The following is an 18,780-nucleotide window of genomic DNA, read 5'->3' on the forward strand; positions in this document are numbered from 1 at the left end:
AAGTAGTTTAAAAATGTTTTACAAATCGGTAGCCATTTACTTCATACCCTAATTTTTTGTAAAAAGGATGAGCTTCTACTCTTTTTGTTCCACTAACTAGCCATGTGCCAATGCAATTATGTTTCTTTGCTAATTGCTCTGCATAATCCATCAACACTTGTCCAATGCCTTTCCGTCGTATGTTAGAATCGACGCTAATAATTGAAATCTCTCCATAACGTGTTACATCTTCTAAATTTTCACGTATACGAAATCCAAGTAATCCAAATATAGCTTCTTCTTCTTCTTCTTCGTAAACATATAAAAAATCAAACGGACTCATTTGTACGAATTGTAATCGATTGTTCATATCTTCATAGGAAATAGAGGAACCTTTTAATTCTTTCGTTAAAGAACAAAGTGCGTCTATATCATCTATCGTTGCTTCACGAATTTGAAAAGACATATTATCCACTCCAATAAAATGTAATCAAACATTTAATATTCTGTTAAAAAATGTTTTTTCCTGCTATGAAAATAAATATTTTATAATGATATATAGATAGTTATATGTTATTCTTTTCCTTGATTGTATTGGAAATGGAAAGAGGGGAAATACATGTTAGAAGTAAATATCCGCTCAGCTGGATATGAAATAGGCGAAGAAACAATTCATAATATAGCTTTTTCTATCGAAAAAGGTGAACTAGTTGCTCTTATTGGAGCAAATGGTGCTGGGAAGAGTACGACGATAAAAACGATGCTCGGATTACTTGTAAATATGGACGGTGAAATATCATTCGGTGAAAAGAAAAATCCGTATGCATACGTGCCAGAACATCCAACATACTATGATTACTTGACGCTCTGGGAACATATTGAATTATTAATGGCTGCTCGTGGAAGTGAAATGGGAAGCTGGGAAGAACGAGCGGAACAATTATTACATACTTTTCGAATGGATAAGCATAAACATGAGTATTTATCAAAGTTTTCAAAAGGTATGAAACAAAAATCGATGCTAATATTGGCGTTTTTAACTGAGCCAGATTTTTATATCATTGATGAACCCTTTATCGGTTTAGATCCAGTAGCTACGAAAGAGTTTTTAAGTTATTTATATAAAGAAAAAGAGCGCGGAGCAGGAATTTTACTTTGTACGCACGTATTGGATACTGCTGAAAAAATTTGTGAAAGATTTTTACTCATTTCACAAGGTACATTAGTCGCAGATGGACATTTAGAATCTATTCAAATGTTAGCGGAAATGCCGGGTAGCTCATTACTAGACTGCTTTGATGTAATCGTAAGGCGTGAACAACATGATTAAACAACAATTTTATAAAAGATTACGCCATGAGCTTCAGCGGAAGTGGAAGTCTATACGTTCGGTAACAGATTGGACAGTCGCATTATATATTATTATACCAGCACTTATATTTATGGGAATCTATTATAGGTCACTATGGATAAATGAATTATCAACGGAAGAGACGATTTATTTCGGATTAGGATTACTCGCATTTTATCTAGTAACATATCCGAGAGGAGTTCGTTCATTTTTTGAGCAAGCGGATAGTTTATTTTTAATTTCGTATGCAACACATATGCAAAAATTAGTCCAGTATGGCATGATGTACACATTTGTTCGAATAGCGATAACGAATATAATATTAGTCGTTATTATGTTACCGGTGTTGATGAAAAGTATCGGAGTAACAGAGATACAAGTCCTATTATTTTGGGTATTCTTTACTATATTTCGATTTATGATGTCGTTGTTAACGAGATTTATTCATGTACATGCGGAGAAACGATGGGTTTTATGGATTGTAAAAAATGTAGTATTTTCTATGAGCGTGTCCTTTTTTGGAATTAGTTTATTTTTTATTTATAAAAATCCATTTTATTCAATTCTATTTATCGGTTTAGTAATTTTCTTAAGTAGTGTATTAGTAAAAGCGAAAATGAATTATAAAAAGTTCTTTTTTAAAGAAATTGAGAAAGAAAAGGAGGAAAGCATGCGCTGGACGAGCGGAATTATGCAAGTTGGTGGTCATGCGGCTAAACCGAGTAGTTCGAATAAAAAACCGTGGATGTTTCCGTACTCTAAAAGACTTTTAGGAAAAAAAGCTGATTCTCGTATTGTCGAATCTTTTTTGAAAGAATTTTTCCGTACAAGTACTGCACGAATATTTTATATTCAAATTGTATGTATCAGTACTGCAAGTATAATTATGACTCCTAGGTGGATTGCAGCTATTGTTCTCGTATTTGCTGTAGTTGCAATTTCTCGCTATGCACGTGATTATTGGAATGAATTTACGAATAAGATGTTTCTTCATTTATATTGTGATGAAGGGAACTTACTTTTGTTAAGATGGAAGGCAAATCGTTATTTACTACTACCAGCAATACTTTTGTATGGAATAGTTATACTTGCCCAGTTTTATTTATTGCCAGCTGTGATTGGTGGCATTATTTTTATTTTATTAATTGTATGGATTGTATTTTTACCATTAAAAAAGAGCCATTGACGGCTCTTTTTCTAGTCTGTAACACATTGATAAATAAAATATACTAAAACGAGTATGCTTGCGGCGGAATACATGACATCTAAAGTCATCTGATCGCCTCCTTATTATTGTTGTATTTTTATTGTATGAAACCTTACAATTTCATATTCAAGTGAAAAATATGTGAACGTTAACAAAATTGTAAAGTGCAAAAATTACAATCATTTTGTATAATAGAAGAAACCACCGTTATATAAAAAAATAATGAGTGAAAGGGGAGGGAACATAAATGCCAAATTGGTTTAGAAAAACCTTAGTCGCATTAATTACCGTATTTACATTTGGTTTAGTGACGCCTCCTTCCATATTACTTGATAATGCCAAAGCTGCGGACAAGCCTACGAGCACAGCTGGGCAACAAAGTTTGGAGAGCACGTCCTATACATATGAAGAAACGAATGACAGGTTAACCACCGATACTTTTATTACTTATGCAATGCAAGAAGCAGAAAAGCAGTCGATGCAAAAGTTTGGTACTAAAATTGGTCCAGTAATTGAAGATGAGTTTAAAGATGTAATATTACCGAAAATTGAAGAGGCAATTGCTGAGCTTGCTAGTGATGTACCAGAAGATTCACTACAATCATTAGCGATTTCTCAAAAACCAGCTGGTGGAAATAATGAAAAGATTTTTCACGTCTACGATACGAAATCAGGAAATGATTTATTGCGTTTCCATGTAAGAAGAGATCATCCGCCGCAAGATGGTTATTATTTTAATTTCCATTATCACCGTTTTGATGATGGATACTCTGGACATCATGAGTTAGGAAATATTTATTGGAATACGAATGTACCGCCGAAATGGTTGTCTTAAAAAGAACAAGAGAAAATCTTGTTCTTTTTTATTTTTATAGAAGGGACAGACAACTATGTTGTTGAATAACATAGGTTTAGAAAAAAGAAGCAAAAGGAGTATGGAGATGCAAAAATATATTGTTTTTGACTTTGATGGCACATTAGTAGATTCACAAAATATATTTGTACCGATTTATAATCAACTTGCTGAAAAACATGGGTATAAAGCAGTAAAGGAAGACGAAATTGAACATTTACGTAAATTAACGATGACAGAGAGATGTAAACAACTCGATGTACCACTGTATAAATTACCGATATTAGCTTTGGAATTTTATAAATTGTATCAGCCTGCTATAAAAAATCTTGTTTTATTTCATGGGATGAAGGATGTATTAGATGAACTACATAAAACAGGATACGGTATTGCGGTCATATCATCTAACTCAGAAGAGCATATTCGGGCGTTTTTGCACAATAATGGTATCGAAAATATTCAAGAAGTGTATTGTTCTAAAAATTTGTTTGGTAAAGATAAAATGATAAAAAGATTTTTAAAATCGAAAAAGATAACAGAGCAAGATATGTTATACATTGGTGATGAACAGCGAGATGTAGCAGCTTGTAAAAAGGCTGGGGTGAATGTAATTTGGGTATCTTGGGGATATGATGTTATTGAAACAGTGAAAAAAGACGCACCCGATTATATGGTTCATAAGCCGATGGAAATTGTGCAAGTAGTACAAGGAGTGTATTCATCATATTGAATTTTGAGTAGCAAATTTAGAGGAATCCATTTCTTATTATGATAAGTTGTTTCCGATAATTGGATGGAGAAAGTTAAATGAAGTAGCATATAGCACGGGAGAAAGTGAAATATACTTTAAAGAAGTAGATGAGGAAATCGTAAGGACGTTAGGTCCTAGACATATTTGTTATCAAGCTATTCATAGAGAAGTAGTTGATGAAGTAGCAGATTTTCTTTCTAGTACGAAAGTGAAGGTAATACGTGGTCCAATTGAAATGAATCATTATTCAAAAAGGTACTATACGATTGATTTTTACGATTCGAATGGATTTATTGTAGAAGTAGCCTATACACCAAATGCAGAAATGTGAGGGGAATAGATATGAAGATAATTACAGCACGGCAAAACAATATACAAATTGTAAAAGATGCAGCGAATATTGAAGAAATTTCTAAAGGTTTCTCTCCAGATAAGAAATATGTAATTACGAATGCAAATAATGAAAAATATTTATTTCGGACAGGAGATATAAAAGAGTATGAAAGAAAGAAAATAGAGTTTCAAATTTTAAATGAAATGGTAAAACGTAACGTACAGGCACAAAGGCCAATTGAAATAGGTATATTGGAAGAAGAAGGTGTATGCTATAGTATTTTTTCATATTTAGAAGGGGAAGATGCGAAGAAGCTATTGCCTACGTATTCACCAAAAGAACAATATGATATTGGCATAGAGGCAGGAAAAGATTTAGCAAAAATGCATACATATGAAGCTCCTAATGATATACTTCCATGGCATGAAAGAGCAATGAAAAAACATAGTAAATATTTAGAAGCATACAAAACATGCGGAATAAAAATAAAAAATGATGATAAGATTATTAAGTTTATAGATGAAAATGAAATGTATGTAAAGGATCGCCCAAATCGATTTCAACACGATGATTTTCATTTAGAAAATATAATTGTACGGGATGGGAAATATGTAGGTGTAGTTGATTTTAATGGTTATGACTGGGGCGATCCACTGCATGATTTCGTGAAAATTGCACTATTTGCAAGGGACATTAGTATTCCGTATTCAATCGGACAAATAGAAGGATACTTTAATAGGAGAATACCAGAGGAGTTCTGGAAATTATATGCGGTGTACGTTGGCATGACAGTTTTCTCATCAGTTGTCTGGACATTAAGAGCAGCACCACATATGTTGGATGATACGTTAGAGCGTCTTACTATTGTATTGGAAGATCATAAAAACTTTGAGTTATCAAAACCAAGTTGGTTTCAACCAGATAAGATTGATATGAAATAGAAAAGGTAGGTGTGATTTGCACCTACCTTTATTTTTTACCATCAAAATAATTATTTAATTTTCTTAAATGTAAGCGGCTGTGTACTTAACATAGCAGGTACATGTAACTGAAGGGATGGGAATTCACCACTTACATTCATTTCATAAGCGAATAATAAGCTCATTTTCATTTGGAATAAGTCAACTTTTGTAGAGAAGATGTCGTAATGATGATGCCCTAATTGAATATCCATTTCCATAAATTGTACATATAACGAATCATCTCGTTTGTATACTTGTAATGTTCCGTATGCAGGATGTTCAAAAGTACCAGTATAATCCTCTAACTTGTGCGAAGGTGTAGTCCCTTTAATTTGTTCAGGGAGGGATTCAGTTGCTTCTTTCATCATTTCCTTCATTTTTTTAGTATCTTCTACAGCACGTTTATGCCAATCAATGGATTCTAATTCAAGTAGTTCGTCATAAATTTGATTAGCGAGATAAGTAGGAAGTAATGTTCCTCCAGCATTCGTTAAAATGACAAGGCCTATGTTTTCTGTTGGTATAAATGAAACAAGCGCTGAAAATCCATCGATATTACCGCCATGATGAATCACTTTTTTACCACGATAAGCGCTAATAAACCAACCAAGACCGTAACTATTTAATGGAGATTCAGGGAGTGATAAAACCGGTTGGTCTGGAATTGAATTGTGTGGTGTATACATTTGTTGTAATAATTCAGAGGAGATTAATTCATGATCTCCAAATTTTCCTTCATTTAAGTGGAGAAGTACCCAATTTGCCATATCTTCAATTGTGGAATTAATACACCCAGCAGCGCCAACTGTATCGATGTTACGGAATGGAACTGCTTTTATTTCACCGTCATTTTCAATGTAAGGTAAAGCATAATCATCTGTAGTTTGTGAATCGTTAACAGAGAAGTTTGTATGTCTCATATTTAAAGGTTCTAAAATATGTTCTGTAGTGTATTGCTCCCACGTTTGATTTGTAATGTTTTCAACAATGTAGCTAATTGTTGCATACATTAAGTTGTTATATAGAAATGCAGTCCGGAACGGTGCATCAAGTGGTAAATGTTTTATTTTTTCAACGAGATCTTTTCGAGATAAGGAAGAACTATACCAAAGAGCCTCATGACGACTCACTCCAGTTCGATGAGAAGCTAAATCCAGTCCTGTAACTTGTGAGCTAGCAAGTAGTTCAGATAAAGTAAAGTTAGGTATATAAGACTGGATAGGGGTATCCCAATTAAACTTTTTTTGCTGTGCTAACAAGCTTAATGAAAGTGTGCCAAATGCTTTCGTTGAGGAACCGATTGCGAATCGAGTATTCGGTGTAACAGCCTCTTTTGTTTCTATATTACGATAGCCGAAACCTTCTGAAATAATAACTTCACCGTCTTTTATAACAGCGACAGCAGCACCAGGAACATTTAAATCCTTCATCATTTTTTCAACCGCTGTTTGTAAAGAAGTCATAACAGGCGTTTCAATTTTAGACATACTTCTAACCTCCAAATATAAATTTTGTTCTACCGCACTATACTTTCGGTAATAGAAAATGAAAACCTTTTTAAATTTGGAAAGTTAATAATTTTGTAAGAATTAGCGGAAGAAATTTTATTAATTAGGATTATTAAATTTACCATTTTTCATGTTATGATAAATTGCATATACGATTGAAAGAAGGTTTTCCTACATATGAAACATGCTGAAAATGAATACTTAAATTTATGCCGCCATGTAATGGAACATGGTACGAAGAAAGAAGATCGTACAGGGACAGGAACGGTATCTGTATTTGGATATCAAATGCGTTTTGATTTGAGTAAAGGATTTCCTTTATTAACGACAAAAAGAGTACCATTTCGCCTTGTAGCAAGTGAACTACTTTGGTTTATGAAAGGTGATACAAATATTCGCTATTTATTGCAGCATAATAATAATATTTGGAATGAATGGGCGTTTAAGAGCTGGGTAGAAAGTGATGAGTATACTGGTCCTGACATGACGGATTTTGGTCTTCGCTCACAACAAGATGAAGAATTTAAAGTACAGTACGATGAGCAGATGGAATTGTTTAAAAAGAACGTTTTAGAAGATGATGATTTCTCAAATAAATATGGTTATTTAGGAGACGTTTACGGTAAACAGTGGCGAGCTTGGAAAACGACAGCTGGTGAGACACTTGATCAATTAAAAGATGTAATTGAAATGATTAAAAAAACACCAGACTCACGTCGTTTAATCGTTTCTGCTTGGAATCCTGAAGACGTACCAAGTATGGCATTACCCCCTTGTCATACATTATTCCAGTTTTATGTAGCGGACGGAAAGCTTTCTTGTCAGCTATATCAAAGAAGTGGTGACATATTCCTTGGAATACCATTTAACATCGCAAGTTATTCACTACTAACACATTTAATTGCACACGAATGTGGTCTTGAAGTAGGGGAATTTGTTCATACAATTGGTGATGCACACATTTATACAAATCATTTTGAACAAGTAGAAAAGCAATTGGCACGTGAACCACGTCCGTTCCCGAAACTTACATTAAATCCAGATGTGAAATCTGTTTTCGATTTTGAAATGGAAGATTTAACGATTGAAGGATACGATCCGCATCCAGCAATTAAAGCACCGGTTGCAGTATAATTGTAGAGGAGATGAAAAAATGATTGTTTCATTTATGGTCGCAATGGACGAAAATAGAGTAATTGGTAAAGATAATAATTTACCTTGGCGTTTACCGAGTGAATTACAATACGTGAAGAAAACAACGATGGGTCACCCGCTTATTATGGGAAGAAAGAACTATGAAGCGATTGGTAGACCGCTGCCTGGAAGACGTAATATTATTGTAACTCGTAATGAAGGATATCACGTTGAAGGATGTGAAGTTGTTCATTCTGTAGAAGAAGTATTCGAACTATGTAAAAATGAAGAAGAGATTTTTATTTTTGGCGGAGCGCAAATTTACGATCTCTTTTTACCATACGTAGACAAGTTGTATATAACAAAAATTCATTATGCATTTGAAGGAGATACATTCTTCCCAGAAATGGATATGACAAATTGGAAAGAGATTTTTGTAGAAAAAGGTTTAACAGATGAAAAAAACCCGTATACGTATTATTACCACGTATATGAGAAACAACAATAATAAAGAAGATTGATGTGAGAATTCGCATCAATCTTTTTATTTATATTCACCAATATAAGTTTATAGATGAGATTCGATAGTGCTATAATGATAGGTAGCATGTAAAAATGCTAAAATTTTCAAAAGTACTAATATAGAAAGAGGAGGAGAATCGATTGAGAAAGATATGGGGGATTCTTTTTCTTTGCTTAACATTCATGTTAGTTGGATGTGGTAAAGAAGAAAAACCACAAGAAGCGTTTGATACATATGTAAAAGCGTGGAATAAACAAAAATTTGCAGATATGTATGATCAACTATCAAAAAATGCAAAAAAAGATATTTCAAAGAAAGAGTTTACTGAGAAATATGAAAAAATTTATTCTGGTATCGAAGTGAAAGACTTAAAGGTAGAAATAGGGGAAGTAAAAGAAGATAAAAAAGATGAAGGCCCTGTTCCTTTTAAAGTAAGCATGGATACAGTTGGTGGTAAAATTACTTTTGGCCATGAAGCAAAAATGGTGAAAGAAAAAGATGGAGATAAAGAATCTTGGAAAATAGATTGGACTCCTGATTTTATTTTCCCCGGCATGACGAAAGATAGTAAAGTGCGTATGCAGACAACACAGCCAAAACGTGGTGAAATATACGATCGTAATGGAAAAGGTCTTGCAACGAATGGGAAAGCTTCTGAAATCGGATTGATTCCTGAAAAGTTAGGCGATACTGCTCCGCAAACGAAAGAAACAGTAGCGAAGTTATTAAATATGTCTGTAGAAGAAATTGATCAAAAATTAGCTGCTAAATGGGTAAAACCAGGGTATCTCGTACCAATTGGAATTTTGCCTGAAGGGGCAACGCAAAATACGTACATTGATTTACCAGGTGTTTCAACAAAACCTGTAAATGTTCGTACATATCCGTTAGGGGAAGCGGCAGCTCATCTGACTGGTTATATTGGAAAGGTAAATGCTGAAGATTTAAAAACGCTACAAAAGAAAGGCTATCAAGCTGATGACCCAGTTGGTAAAGCTGGTTTAGAGCAAGTATTAGAGGAAAAGCTACGCGGTAAAAAAGGTGGCCGTGTCTTTGTAGAAGATGCGCAAGGAAAAGAAATTAAAAACTTGGCAAAAACAGATGCTGTTGATGGAGAAAATGTAACTTTAACTATTGATAGTGCTGTTCAAGAAAAAACGTATAATGAAATGAAGGGCGAAGCTGGTTCAAGTGCAGCAATCAATCCGAAAAGTGGAGAAACAATTGCACTAGTAAGTAGTCCAGCATATGATCCTAATTTAATTGCACGAGGAACATCGAAAGCGCAACGCGAAGCTTGGAATAATGATCCGAAAAAACCGATGACGAATCGCTTTACACAATTATCGGTACCGGGTTCTGTATTTAAACCAATTACAGCTGCAATTGGTCTTGAAACGAAAACAATCGATCCAAAAGAAGAGTTGAAAATTGAAGGATTAAAATGGACAAAAGATTCTTCTTGGGGTAATTATTATGTAACGCGTGTGAAAGATGCAAATCCGATTGATTTTGATAAGGCGATGAAATACTCGGATAATATTTACTTCGCACAAGAAGCTTTGAAAATCGGAAAAGACAAGTTTATGAGTGAAGCGAAAAAATTCGGATTCGATGAGAAACTACCAATTGAATATGGATTCCCTGCTTCTAAAATTGCAAATGACGGTATTAAAAATGATATTCAAATGGCAGATACAGGATATGGACAAGGACAAGTATTAATGACTCCTCTTCATTTAGCTTTAACGTATGCGCCAATTGTAAATGATGGAACGATTCCATCACCGTATATTATTAAAACAGATAAACAACCAAAAGCTTGGAAAGAAAATGTAATTTCTAAAGGAAATCAGGATATATTAAAAACTGCTATGACGAAAGTAATTAATGATCCGGATGGTACAGGGAAAATTGCTAAGATTGATGGAATGACTCTTGCTGGAAAAACAGGTACAGCGGAATTAAAAGTATCTAAAGAAGCCGAAGGAAAAGAACTAGGCTGGTTCGCTGCATTTGATTTGAATGCGCCAGATATGGTCATTACAATGATGATTGAAGATGTAAAAGGTAGAGGTGGAAGTAACATTCCAGCTGAAAAAGTAAAACATGTTTTTCAAAAATAATATGTAATAAAAGGCTATCTCTATAATTTATAGAGGTAGCCTTTTTGTATGAGAAGTCTTAATATCTGTATACTAAATTTTAGAGAAACAAAATAAATCATTAACTTACGAAAAAAAAGTAGCTATTTTTTATTGACATTGAATAAAACTTTTTGTATCATACTTACATAAGGTAAGTTATTAACTTTTAAAAAACAAATCTTGAATTGAAGATAAAGAGAAAAAAGGGAGAGAATACAATGACAAAAGTACTATTTATCACAGCAAATCCAAATTCAGCAGAAGGTTCTTTCGGAATGGCAGTAGGGGAAGCTTTCATCGAGGCTTATAAAAACGAGCATCCACAAGACGAAGTTGTAACAATTGATCTATTCAATACTACTGTACCAGCAATCGATGCAGATGTATTTGCTGCTTGGGGTAAATTTGCAGCAGGTGAAGGCTTTGAAACTTTAACGGAAGCTCAACAACAAAAAGTAGCAGCAATGAACACAAACTTAGAAACATTTATGCATGCAGATCGTTATGTATTCGTAACTCCAATGTGGAACTTTAGCTATCCACCAGTAGTAAAAGCATACTTAGATAACGTAGCAATCGCAGGTAAAACATTCAAATATACTGAAAATGGTCCAGTCGGCTTATTAGAAGGTAAAAAAGCACTTCACATTCAAGCAACAGGTGGCGTATATTCTGAAGGAGCATACGCAGCTGTAGACTTCGGACGCAATCATTTAAAAACTGTATTAGGATTTGTCGGTGTAAATGATACTGATTATATTGCAGTTGAGGGTATGAATGCAAACCCTGAAAAAGCACAAGAAATTAAAGAAGCGGCAATTGCTAATGCTCGTGAATTAGCAAAACGTTTCTAATATAGAATGCTTAAAAAGTCCAAACACTTGCTGTTTGGACTTTTTTTCTTCTTTTTCCTTCGTTTGTCTAGTATAATGAAGGTCGGAATGATAATAGGTGGGGGTTCTGTATGATTCAAACGTTTTTTAAAATCTTTTATTTAATTTTAATTGTAATTGCGATTACACCGAGAATGTGGCGTCTTAAAAGACAAGTAAATACGATGGCGCCAAAAGAAAAAGATAATGCTGTGTATAAAACGACAAATTGGTTTGGTAAGAAAATGGTACGTGTAGCTGGAGGGACAGTAGAAGTGAAAGGGCTTGAAAATGTTCCGAAAGACAAGCCGGTACTAGTTGTAAGTAATCACCAAAGTAATATGGATATCCCTGTTTTACTAGGTTACTTAAATAAACCAATTGGATTCGTGTCAAAGGCAGAGATTAAAAAGTTCCCAGTTGTACCAACTTGGATGGAACTTATGAATTGTGTATTTATGGATCGTAGCGATCGTCGTCAATCTCTTAAAGCAATTAAAGATGGAATCGAACTATTAAAGAATGGACATTCTATCGTAATTTTCCCAGAAGGAACGAGAAGTAAAGGTGGCGAAGTTGGAGAGTTTAAGGCTGGTAGTTTCCATCTTGCAGTAAAATCAGGTGTAGCAATTTTACCTGTAACGTTAGATGGTACATATAAGATGTTTGAAGCGAATGGAAATCGTATGAAGTCAGCTCATGCAACAGTAACAATTTCTAAGCCGATTACACCTGAAGAGTATGCGAATATGGATATTAAAGAATTAACGAAGCATACACAGGAAGTTATCGCATCACAATTACATAAGTAATAAAAAAGGTTTCAGCTTATAGTAAGCTGAAACCTTTTTTATTATGCTGTAGGTAAGACGTAAAAGAGTACACAGAAGAACATCATCGTACTACCACCTAAAACGAACAGGTGCCATATGGCATGGTTGAAAGGTAGCTTTTCCCAAAGGAAGAATATAGCTCCGACAGAATATAAAATTCCACCTGCTAAAAGTAGTGAAAAACCATGTCCAGTTAGATTTTCATAAAGTGGTTTAATGGCAACGATTATGAGCCAGCCCATAATGATGTAACATAAAGTTGATGCCTTTATAAAGCGACGTACAAAGAAGATTTTGAAGACGATACCTCCGATTGCAAGTGTCCAAATTATAGCAAGCAACGTCCATCCTAATGGGCCACGAAGTGTAATAAGTAGAAAAGGAGTATACGTGCCAGCAATCAATAAGTAAATGGCTGAATGATCTAAAATAGTAAATATTTTTTCTACTTTAGGATGATGAATGCTATGTAGCAATGTTGAAAACAAGTACAGTAAGAACATGCTTACACCATAAACAGTAAATGCGACTACAGCTGATGCGGTACCGTGCTTAGAAGCATGAATAATCAATATGATTAAGGCAGGGATGCTTAAAATGGCACCGATACCATGTGTAATTGCATTTGCAATTTCTTCTTTTACAAATTGGGTCATTCGTGTCATTTTTTTAGTCATAATGCAAATCCTTTCTACTATCATAAAATAATATGTCATTTCCCTTACCATATCATACACAAGAGCAATAGAAAATGAAATTTGTATAATTGATTATATTTTTGAATTTTTTTGACAAAAGGCAATGGATTTGTTGACGTTTTCAAACTTTTTTGACAAAATAAAATTATGTAATAGTAGGACAAGGAAACTACTAATAAAGGGGATGGGGAAATGTTTTCAAATATTGGCTTTCCAGGGTTAATTTTAATTTTAGTAGCAGTACTCATTTTATTTGGACCTAAAAAATTGCCGGAAATCGGGAAGGCTTTAGGGGAAACGTTAAAAGAGTTTAAAAAATCAACGAAAGAATTGACAGATGACGCATTTCAAGAAAAGGAAAAGAAAGAAAAACTGTAATGTATTTTCCTTGTAATGGATAAATAAAGTGTGGTGAACGAGATGGAAGATCGGGAAATGAGCGTAGTAGAACATATTGTTGAACTTCGAAAAAGAGTAATATATACAGTGTTATCCTTTGTACTATTTTTAATTATTGGATTTACTTTTACAAAGGATATTTATTTTTGGCTTGTAAAAGATTTACCAATGAAATTAACTGTTCTCGGTCCAAGTGATGTATTGTGGATTTTTTTCTCGATTGCTACAGTATTTGCTATCGTTTGTACAATTCCTTTTGCTGCTATACAAATTTGGTTATTTGTAAAACCGGGTTTACATCCAAATGAACAAAAGATGACAATAATGTATATACCGGTATTGTCTATATTATTTATCGCAGGTTTATGTTTTGGATACTTTATTGTAATGCCGTTTCTATTTCACTTTTTAACTACGATAGGTAATGAAATGTTTAATACGATGTTTACGACAGAAAAGTATTTTCATTTTGTACTTAATTTAACAGTTCCATTTGCTGTGATTTTTGAATTGCCAGTCGTTGTAATGTTTTTAACTAGTATTGGAATACTTACGGCGGAATTTTTAATAAAAATAAGAAGGTATGCTTACGTAGCATTAATTATCATTGCATCTTGTATATCACCGCCTGACTTTTTATCTCATAGTTTAGTTGCGGTGCCGCTTATTTGTATTTATGAAGTAAGTATTGCTTTATCAAAGGTTGTAAGTAAGAGGAAAAAGAAAAGAGAAGAAATGCAGTCGAAAAGTGCCTCGTTATAAAGGCACTTTTTTATTTATTTGTTATACTATAGCTATAAACGTATACAATATATAGAAGAAAAAAATTATAGAATCTCCAAAATTTAGACAAACTTTGCGCTTTTATAAGCTTATACTAAATGTATTAAACAATTGATGGATAATGAGATTCCCGTCTCAGAGATATTTAGGACGGGAAGATGGATTAGGTGGAGATGAATAGAGTATAAATCTTCTAGCCATAAGGACTACAGAAATCATATAAGTCTGATTTTACTCCACTTTAAACCACGTCTTACAGCGCAAAGTAGAGGAAGTTCAAAAATCCAATGAAAAAGAGGATTGATATTGTGATTACGAAAAGTTTTTATTTCACTCATTCAACAGGGGATTGTATTAAAATATTCGAAATCCCTGTCCTACAGGCACAGCATCCATTATCGTTTCTAATTCAGTCTCGTCTTCAATTATTTATTGCAAAAATTCAAAAACAAAAACATCCAAGATTTTCATATTCTTTCCGTGAATATTTACAAAATTGTTTGAAGTGGAATGATTATTTAAATGTATATAAAACAAATACTCTTGAAAAAAATGCATGATATAGAGTAGAGACAGGGTTAGGAGCTCTGTCTTTTTCATTTTAGATATAAAAATATAATTAATTTGATGAAATTTCGTTCCAAATTGTTGAAAGCAGTGGGAATACTAGTATAATAACAAGGAGAGCGTATTGGAAAGGGAAGAATATAATATGCAAAAAATTAAAATTGTAACAGATTCAACGGCAGATTTATCACAAGAGGTAATCGAGAAGTATGACATTCATGTTCTACCATTATCAATCTCTGTAAATGGACAAACATATTTAGATCGCGTTGATCTACAACCAGATGAATTTATTGAAGAAATGATTAAATCAGAGGAACTACCAAAAACATCACAACCTGCAATGGGTACATTTGTAGAAATGTACGACAAGTTAGGTGAAGATGGAAGTGAAGTACTTTCCATTCATATGACAAGTGGAATGAGTGGTACTGTAGCAACTGCAAATAGTGCTGCATCAATGACTGATACAAAAGTAACAGTTGTTGATTCTCAATTTATTACACATGCTTTAGCATATCAAGTGATTGAAGCTGCAAAAATGGCAAATGAAGGACGCTCACTAGAAGAAATTTTAAAACGTGTAGATGAAGTAAGAAAGAATACTCGTTTATATGTAGTAGTAGATACATTAGAAAACTTAGTGAAGGGTGGACGTATCGGTAAAGGAAAGGCGTTTATCGGTTCGCTGCTTAATATAAAGCCAATTGCTAGTCTTGAAGATGGTGTTTATAATCCTGTAACGAAAGTTCGTAGCCAAGGCCAAATTGTAAAAACATTAGCTAAGTTATTTGAGCAAGATACAGCTGGAAAAGTTGTAAAGGCTGTTGCAATTCCGCATGCGAAAGCAATTCCTTTAGCTGAAAGTATGAAAGCGGCGGTTGAAAAAGTGAGTGGGTTTGCTCAATCAGAAATTTTCTATACAACGCCTATAATTAGTACTCATACAGGTCCAGGTGCAATCGGATTTATGTATTTAGCAGAGTAATAAAAAAGCTACTTGAAAATATATTTCAAGTAGCTTTTTTATGTAAATAGAAAGTAAGAAATAAGAAGAGCTATACAGGCACTACCGCTAATGATATAGCGAGTCTGTAAATATTCATTCATAGATAACACCCTTTATCCTGCTATTTGCGGACAGTAAAACTCCCACCTCAAAATTTAGCTGGAGCAAAGAGGTTAGGTGGCGGGCTGTCCGTAAAAGCCCGATTGGTGAAGGTTAATAATCAGTGGGGATAAAGAAACTCCCACTGATTAAAATTTCATTATAGGATTTTCTATATTATATGTTGGATATAGAAAATCAGTCGTTACGTTACACATGTAAAGTTTCAATTTTTTCATTTACTTGCTTATCATTTGTTGCGTTACTATAAATAAAAGTTTGGCCTAAAAAGAGCACATGCAGTTGTTCCCATGGTAACATGCGCAAATTCCAATTATTTCGAAGTCTAGTTATTGCTTCACGAGGTGTTTCATCGGCGAGTGCAAAAGCTCCGTAATGCATCGGTATAAAATGCGTAGCGTTTAAATCTAAATAAGCTTGCACAGCTTCTTCAGGTGAAACATGAGATACTTTCATAAACCATTCTGGTTCATAAGCGCCAATGGGCATAAGAGCAATATCAATTAAAAAGCGTTCACCGATTTCTTTGAAACCTTGGAAATAGCCACTGTCGCCACAAAAATATATGGTTTCCATAGTCGTTTCATTATCAATAATCCATCCGCCCCAGTGAGACGTATTCATATCAAATAAGAATCTTCTCGTCCAGTGCTGAGCAGGTACGAAGTGAAAAGAAACTTCGTTAATTATCGTACTTTCCCACCATTTATACTCTTCTACATGTTTAAATTTCTTACGAGTAAATAATTTTTTCAATCCGATAGGTACAAGATATAGAACATCATCATTCAACTGACGAAGAGTTGAAAAATCTAAATGATCATAATGACCATGTGAAATAAGGACAATATCAATTTTAGGCAGTGCTTCTATAGAGAGTCCAGGTTCTGTAAGTCTTGTAACTAGCTTTAATTTATTGGCCCATACTGGATCTGTTAATATATTAAGTCCATTCGTTTGGATAAGAAAAGTAGAATGCCCAATCCATGTGACAGTCGTTTTTTTTACATTACTTTGCAAAAATGCACTTTGTTTAACGGGTGATTGTTCTACTAAGAAAGAAAAATCTTTTTTGTTTTGCTTTCGTTCTTTACGCCAGCGTAAAAAAGAGCGAATTGATTTTTTTGTACTAACATTATCCATATTTTCATAGCGCTTTGCCATGAACATCACCTCATTTACAATCGTTGTATTTGTATTGTACCGAAATGTTGTTAAGGAATACAGTGTAAAACATGGATTAATGTTTAAGGAATTGTTAAAAAATAGGGAGAGGTATTTACAAAAGTAACAATAAAATTAGTTTTATCAATTCTATTTATAGAAATAATAGTAAAAAAATATATTTTGTCTAGTAATTCGCTTGAAATAAAGAAGTAACATACGTAAATTCGTACGATTTCGTGAACAAATGTAGTAAACAATTTTCTCGTAGTGTTAACTTTTGTTATTATAAACATAACCTATTTAAATTTAGGATAGAGAAAAGAGGTTTATAAATGAAGCGTTATCAAAAAATAATTGGTCTTATGGTTGTATTTTGTCTCTTTGTACTTGCTGGATGTAGTGAATCAGGTTCAAAGCTTCGTAAACCATTAAATTGGGATTTAGAAACTTTCCAATTTACAAATCAAGATGGAAAGCAATTTGGTACAAAAGATTTAAAAGGGAAAGTTTGGGTTGCAGATTTTATGTTCACAAATTGTCAAACAGTTTGTCCACCAATGACTGCAAATATGGCCAAGCTGCAAAAGATGGCAAAAGAAGAGAAGATAGACGTTCAGTTTGTTTCATTTAGTGTAGATCCAGACCTTGATAAGCCGGAAAATCTGAAAGCTTTTATTCAAAAGTTTACAGAGGATACTAGTAACTGGAATTTATTAACGGGATATTCGTTAGAAGATATTACGAAGTTTTCAAAAGATAATTTCCAATCACTTGTAGATAAGCCGGAGAATGGTCAGGTCATGCATGGTACATCATTTTATTTAATTGATCAAAACGGAAAAGTAATGAAAAAGTATAGTGGAATTAGTAATACGCCATATGAAGACATTATACGTGATATGAAGCGATTAGTGGATTAAAAATAAGGGTGCTATGCACCCTTATTTTTTTGCATTAGTCTATGGATAAAATGTCATGTTGTTGGGGAAGTTTCGGCGCCCGAATTTCTAATACGCCGTTTTGATAAGAAGCTTTTGCTGCTTTTTTATTAATTGAATACGGCAACTTAATCAATCTTGATGCTTCTGAAATGGAACGTTCCCGGCGATAATAGTTATGGGATGTTTCTTCTTCTTCTTCGAGTATCTCTTCTTTTACAGAGACTTTTAAGTATTCACTTTGTATTTCAATTTGAATTTGCTCTTTTTGTATACCTGGTAGTTCAGCTGTAACAACGAGTTCTTCACCAACTTCATATAAATCTACAGGGAATGTTAATAAACGGTTTCCTTTTTGGAAAAAATGATTTAAATCAGCGATTACATTGCGAAGAGGTGTTTGCTCGAAGAAATCATCAATTTGCTTTAAGTAATTACGAACCGGTGGGCGAGAAGAATCTTTTTTTTCTTCACTCATGGTATTCCCTCCTAGAAATCAATTTGCAATATCATATGACAAAAGCGGAGAAAGGTGAGTGCCTAGTTTTCATGTTTTCATAAAAAATTGTTAAAAATGTGAAATGGAGTGATTTTTTTATAGTTTTTGGTCGCCATATTCAGTTGATTATGCTAGTATAAATAGGG

At 33.7% G+C, this 18,780-nt stretch carries 20 protein-coding genes and 1 pseudogene; 16 read left to right on the forward strand and 5 right to left on the reverse strand.

Annotated elements, in window-relative coordinates:
- Nucleotides 1-7: 7 nt before the first annotated feature.
- Nucleotides 8-445, reverse strand: coding sequence for a GNAT family N-acetyltransferase (locus BM089_RS06945; protein WP_078400563.1), 438 nt, complete (start codon nucleotides 443-445; stop codon nucleotides 8-10).
- A gap of 153 nt (nucleotides 446-598) precedes the next feature.
- Here BM089_RS06945 and BM089_RS06950 point away from each other — a divergent pair, with 153 nt between their 5' ends.
- From BM089_RS06950 to BM089_RS06975, 6 genes and pseudogenes are all read left to right on the forward strand, one after another.
- Nucleotides 599-1,309 carry an ABC transporter ATP-binding protein gene (locus BM089_RS06950; protein ID WP_053564612.1) on the forward strand — a complete coding sequence of 237 codons (711 nt, stop codon included), beginning with the start codon at nucleotides 599-601 and terminating at the stop codon, nucleotides 1,307-1,309.
- Nucleotides 1,302-2,516, forward strand: a complete 1,215-nt coding sequence (locus BM089_RS06955) for an ABC transporter permease (protein WP_000595455.1) — start codon at nucleotides 1,302-1,304, stop codon at nucleotides 2,514-2,516. The genes BM089_RS06950 and BM089_RS06955 overlap by 8 nt, the downstream gene beginning before the upstream one ends.
- A gap of 268 nt (nucleotides 2,517-2,784) precedes the next feature.
- Nucleotides 2,785-3,372, forward strand: a complete 588-nt coding sequence (locus tag BM089_RS06960; RefSeq protein ID WP_001134421.1) for a YpjP family protein — start codon at nucleotides 2,785-2,787, stop codon at nucleotides 3,370-3,372.
- Between the two features lie 106 nt (nucleotides 3,373-3,478).
- Nucleotides 3,479-4,120 (forward strand): HAD family hydrolase, encoded by a 642-nt coding sequence (locus BM089_RS06965; RefSeq protein ID WP_001174995.1) that lies wholly within the window; start codon nucleotides 3,479-3,481, stop codon nucleotides 4,118-4,120.
- Nucleotides 4,107-4,472: pseudogene (locus tag BM089_RS06970) on the forward strand (VOC family protein). The gene BM089_RS06965 and the pseudogene BM089_RS06970 overlap by 14 nt, the downstream one beginning before the upstream one ends.
- 11 nt (nucleotides 4,473-4,483) lie before the next feature.
- The gene (locus tag BM089_RS06975; protein WP_000692072.1) at nucleotides 4,484-5,416 is read left to right on the forward strand and encodes an aminoglycoside phosphotransferase family protein; all 933 of its coding nucleotides are present in this window, start codon (nucleotides 4,484-4,486) and stop codon (nucleotides 5,414-5,416) included.
- Between the two features lie 50 nt (nucleotides 5,417-5,466).
- Here the strand turns inward: BM089_RS06975 and BM089_RS06980 are convergent, their stop codons facing one another.
- Complete coding sequence (locus tag BM089_RS06980) at nucleotides 5,467-6,924, reverse strand: serine hydrolase (protein WP_000034316.1); 1,458 nt, start codon at nucleotides 6,922-6,924, stop codon at nucleotides 5,467-5,469.
- A 198-nt stretch (nucleotides 6,925-7,122) separates the two neighbouring features.
- Between BM089_RS06980 and BM089_RS06985 the strand changes: the two genes are divergently transcribed.
- From BM089_RS06985 to BM089_RS07005, 5 genes are all read left to right on the forward strand, one after another.
- Nucleotides 7,123-8,079, forward strand: a complete 957-nt coding sequence (locus tag BM089_RS06985) for a thymidylate synthase (RefSeq protein WP_000679600.1) — start codon at nucleotides 7,123-7,125, stop codon at nucleotides 8,077-8,079.
- Between the two features lie 19 nt (nucleotides 8,080-8,098).
- On the forward strand, nucleotides 8,099-8,587 hold the full coding sequence (locus tag BM089_RS06990; protein WP_000637207.1) for a dihydrofolate reductase: 489 nt from the start codon (nucleotides 8,099-8,101) through the stop codon (nucleotides 8,585-8,587).
- A 155-nt stretch (nucleotides 8,588-8,742) separates the two neighbouring features.
- The gene (gene pbpC, locus BM089_RS06995) at nucleotides 8,743-10,728 is read left to right on the forward strand and encodes a penicillin-binding protein 3 (RefSeq protein WP_090976451.1); all 1,986 of its coding nucleotides are present in this window, start codon (nucleotides 8,743-8,745) and stop codon (nucleotides 10,726-10,728) included.
- A gap of 239 nt (nucleotides 10,729-10,967) precedes the next feature.
- On the forward strand, nucleotides 10,968-11,603 hold the full coding sequence (locus BM089_RS07000) for an FMN-dependent NADH-azoreductase (protein ID WP_000170028.1): 636 nt from the start codon (nucleotides 10,968-10,970) through the stop codon (nucleotides 11,601-11,603).
- 110 nt (nucleotides 11,604-11,713) lie between these two features.
- Nucleotides 11,714-12,433 (forward strand): lysophospholipid acyltransferase family protein, encoded by a 720-nt coding sequence (locus BM089_RS07005; protein WP_000616582.1) that lies wholly within the window; start codon nucleotides 11,714-11,716, stop codon nucleotides 12,431-12,433.
- A 41-nt stretch (nucleotides 12,434-12,474) separates the two neighbouring features.
- On the opposite strand, the gene BM089_RS07010 is transcribed toward BM089_RS07005, so the two are convergent.
- A complete protein-coding gene (locus BM089_RS07010) occupies nucleotides 12,475-13,131 on the reverse strand; it encodes a PAQR family membrane homeostasis protein TrhA (RefSeq protein ID WP_090976453.1) in 657 nt (218 codons plus the stop codon).
- Between the two features lie 213 nt (nucleotides 13,132-13,344).
- Between BM089_RS07010 and BM089_RS07015 the strand changes: the two genes are divergently transcribed.
- From BM089_RS07015 to BM089_RS07035, 4 genes are all read left to right on the forward strand, one after another.
- Nucleotides 13,345-13,530, forward strand: a complete 186-nt coding sequence (locus BM089_RS07015) for a twin-arginine translocase TatA/TatE family subunit (RefSeq protein ID WP_000492442.1) — start codon at nucleotides 13,345-13,347, stop codon at nucleotides 13,528-13,530.
- Between the two features lie 42 nt (nucleotides 13,531-13,572).
- Nucleotides 13,573-14,313: a twin-arginine translocase subunit TatC gene (gene tatC / locus BM089_RS07020; protein ID WP_000390119.1), complete on the forward strand. Its 741-nt coding sequence runs from the start codon at nucleotides 13,573-13,575 to the stop codon at nucleotides 14,311-14,313.
- A 329-nt stretch (nucleotides 14,314-14,642) separates the two neighbouring features.
- Nucleotides 14,643-14,894 carry a DUF2535 family protein gene (locus tag BM089_RS07030; RefSeq protein ID WP_000629012.1) on the forward strand — a complete coding sequence of 84 codons (252 nt, stop codon included), beginning with the start codon at nucleotides 14,643-14,645 and terminating at the stop codon, nucleotides 14,892-14,894.
- A 152-nt stretch (nucleotides 14,895-15,046) separates the two neighbouring features.
- Nucleotides 15,047-15,889, forward strand: a complete 843-nt coding sequence (locus BM089_RS07035) for a DegV family protein (RefSeq protein WP_029948540.1) — start codon at nucleotides 15,047-15,049, stop codon at nucleotides 15,887-15,889.
- Nucleotides 15,890-16,219: 330 nt separating this feature from the next.
- Here the strand turns inward: BM089_RS07035 and BM089_RS07040 are convergent, their stop codons facing one another.
- Nucleotides 16,220-17,194: an MBL fold metallo-hydrolase gene (locus BM089_RS07040; RefSeq protein ID WP_001129640.1), complete on the reverse strand. Its 975-nt coding sequence runs from the start codon at nucleotides 17,192-17,194 to the stop codon at nucleotides 16,220-16,222.
- A gap of 335 nt (nucleotides 17,195-17,529) precedes the next feature.
- Between BM089_RS07040 and BM089_RS07045 the strand changes: the two genes are divergently transcribed.
- Entirely contained in the window at nucleotides 17,530-18,117 is a 588-nt protein-coding gene (locus tag BM089_RS07045; RefSeq protein ID WP_000833332.1) for an SCO family protein, read from the forward strand.
- Between the two features lie 34 nt (nucleotides 18,118-18,151).
- Here BM089_RS07045 and BM089_RS07050 read toward each other — a convergent pair whose 3' ends face one another.
- Nucleotides 18,152-18,613, reverse strand: coding sequence for an Hsp20/alpha crystallin family protein (locus BM089_RS07050; protein WP_001288086.1), 462 nt, complete (start codon nucleotides 18,611-18,613; stop codon nucleotides 18,152-18,154).
- Nucleotides 18,614-18,780 lie beyond the last annotated feature (167 nt).

This window comes from Bacillus sp. 5mfcol3.1 (assembly GCF_900114335.1).
In the GTDB taxonomy this organism is placed as follows: Bacteria; Bacillota; Bacilli; order Bacillales; family Bacillaceae_G; genus Bacillus_A; species Bacillus_A thuringiensis_S.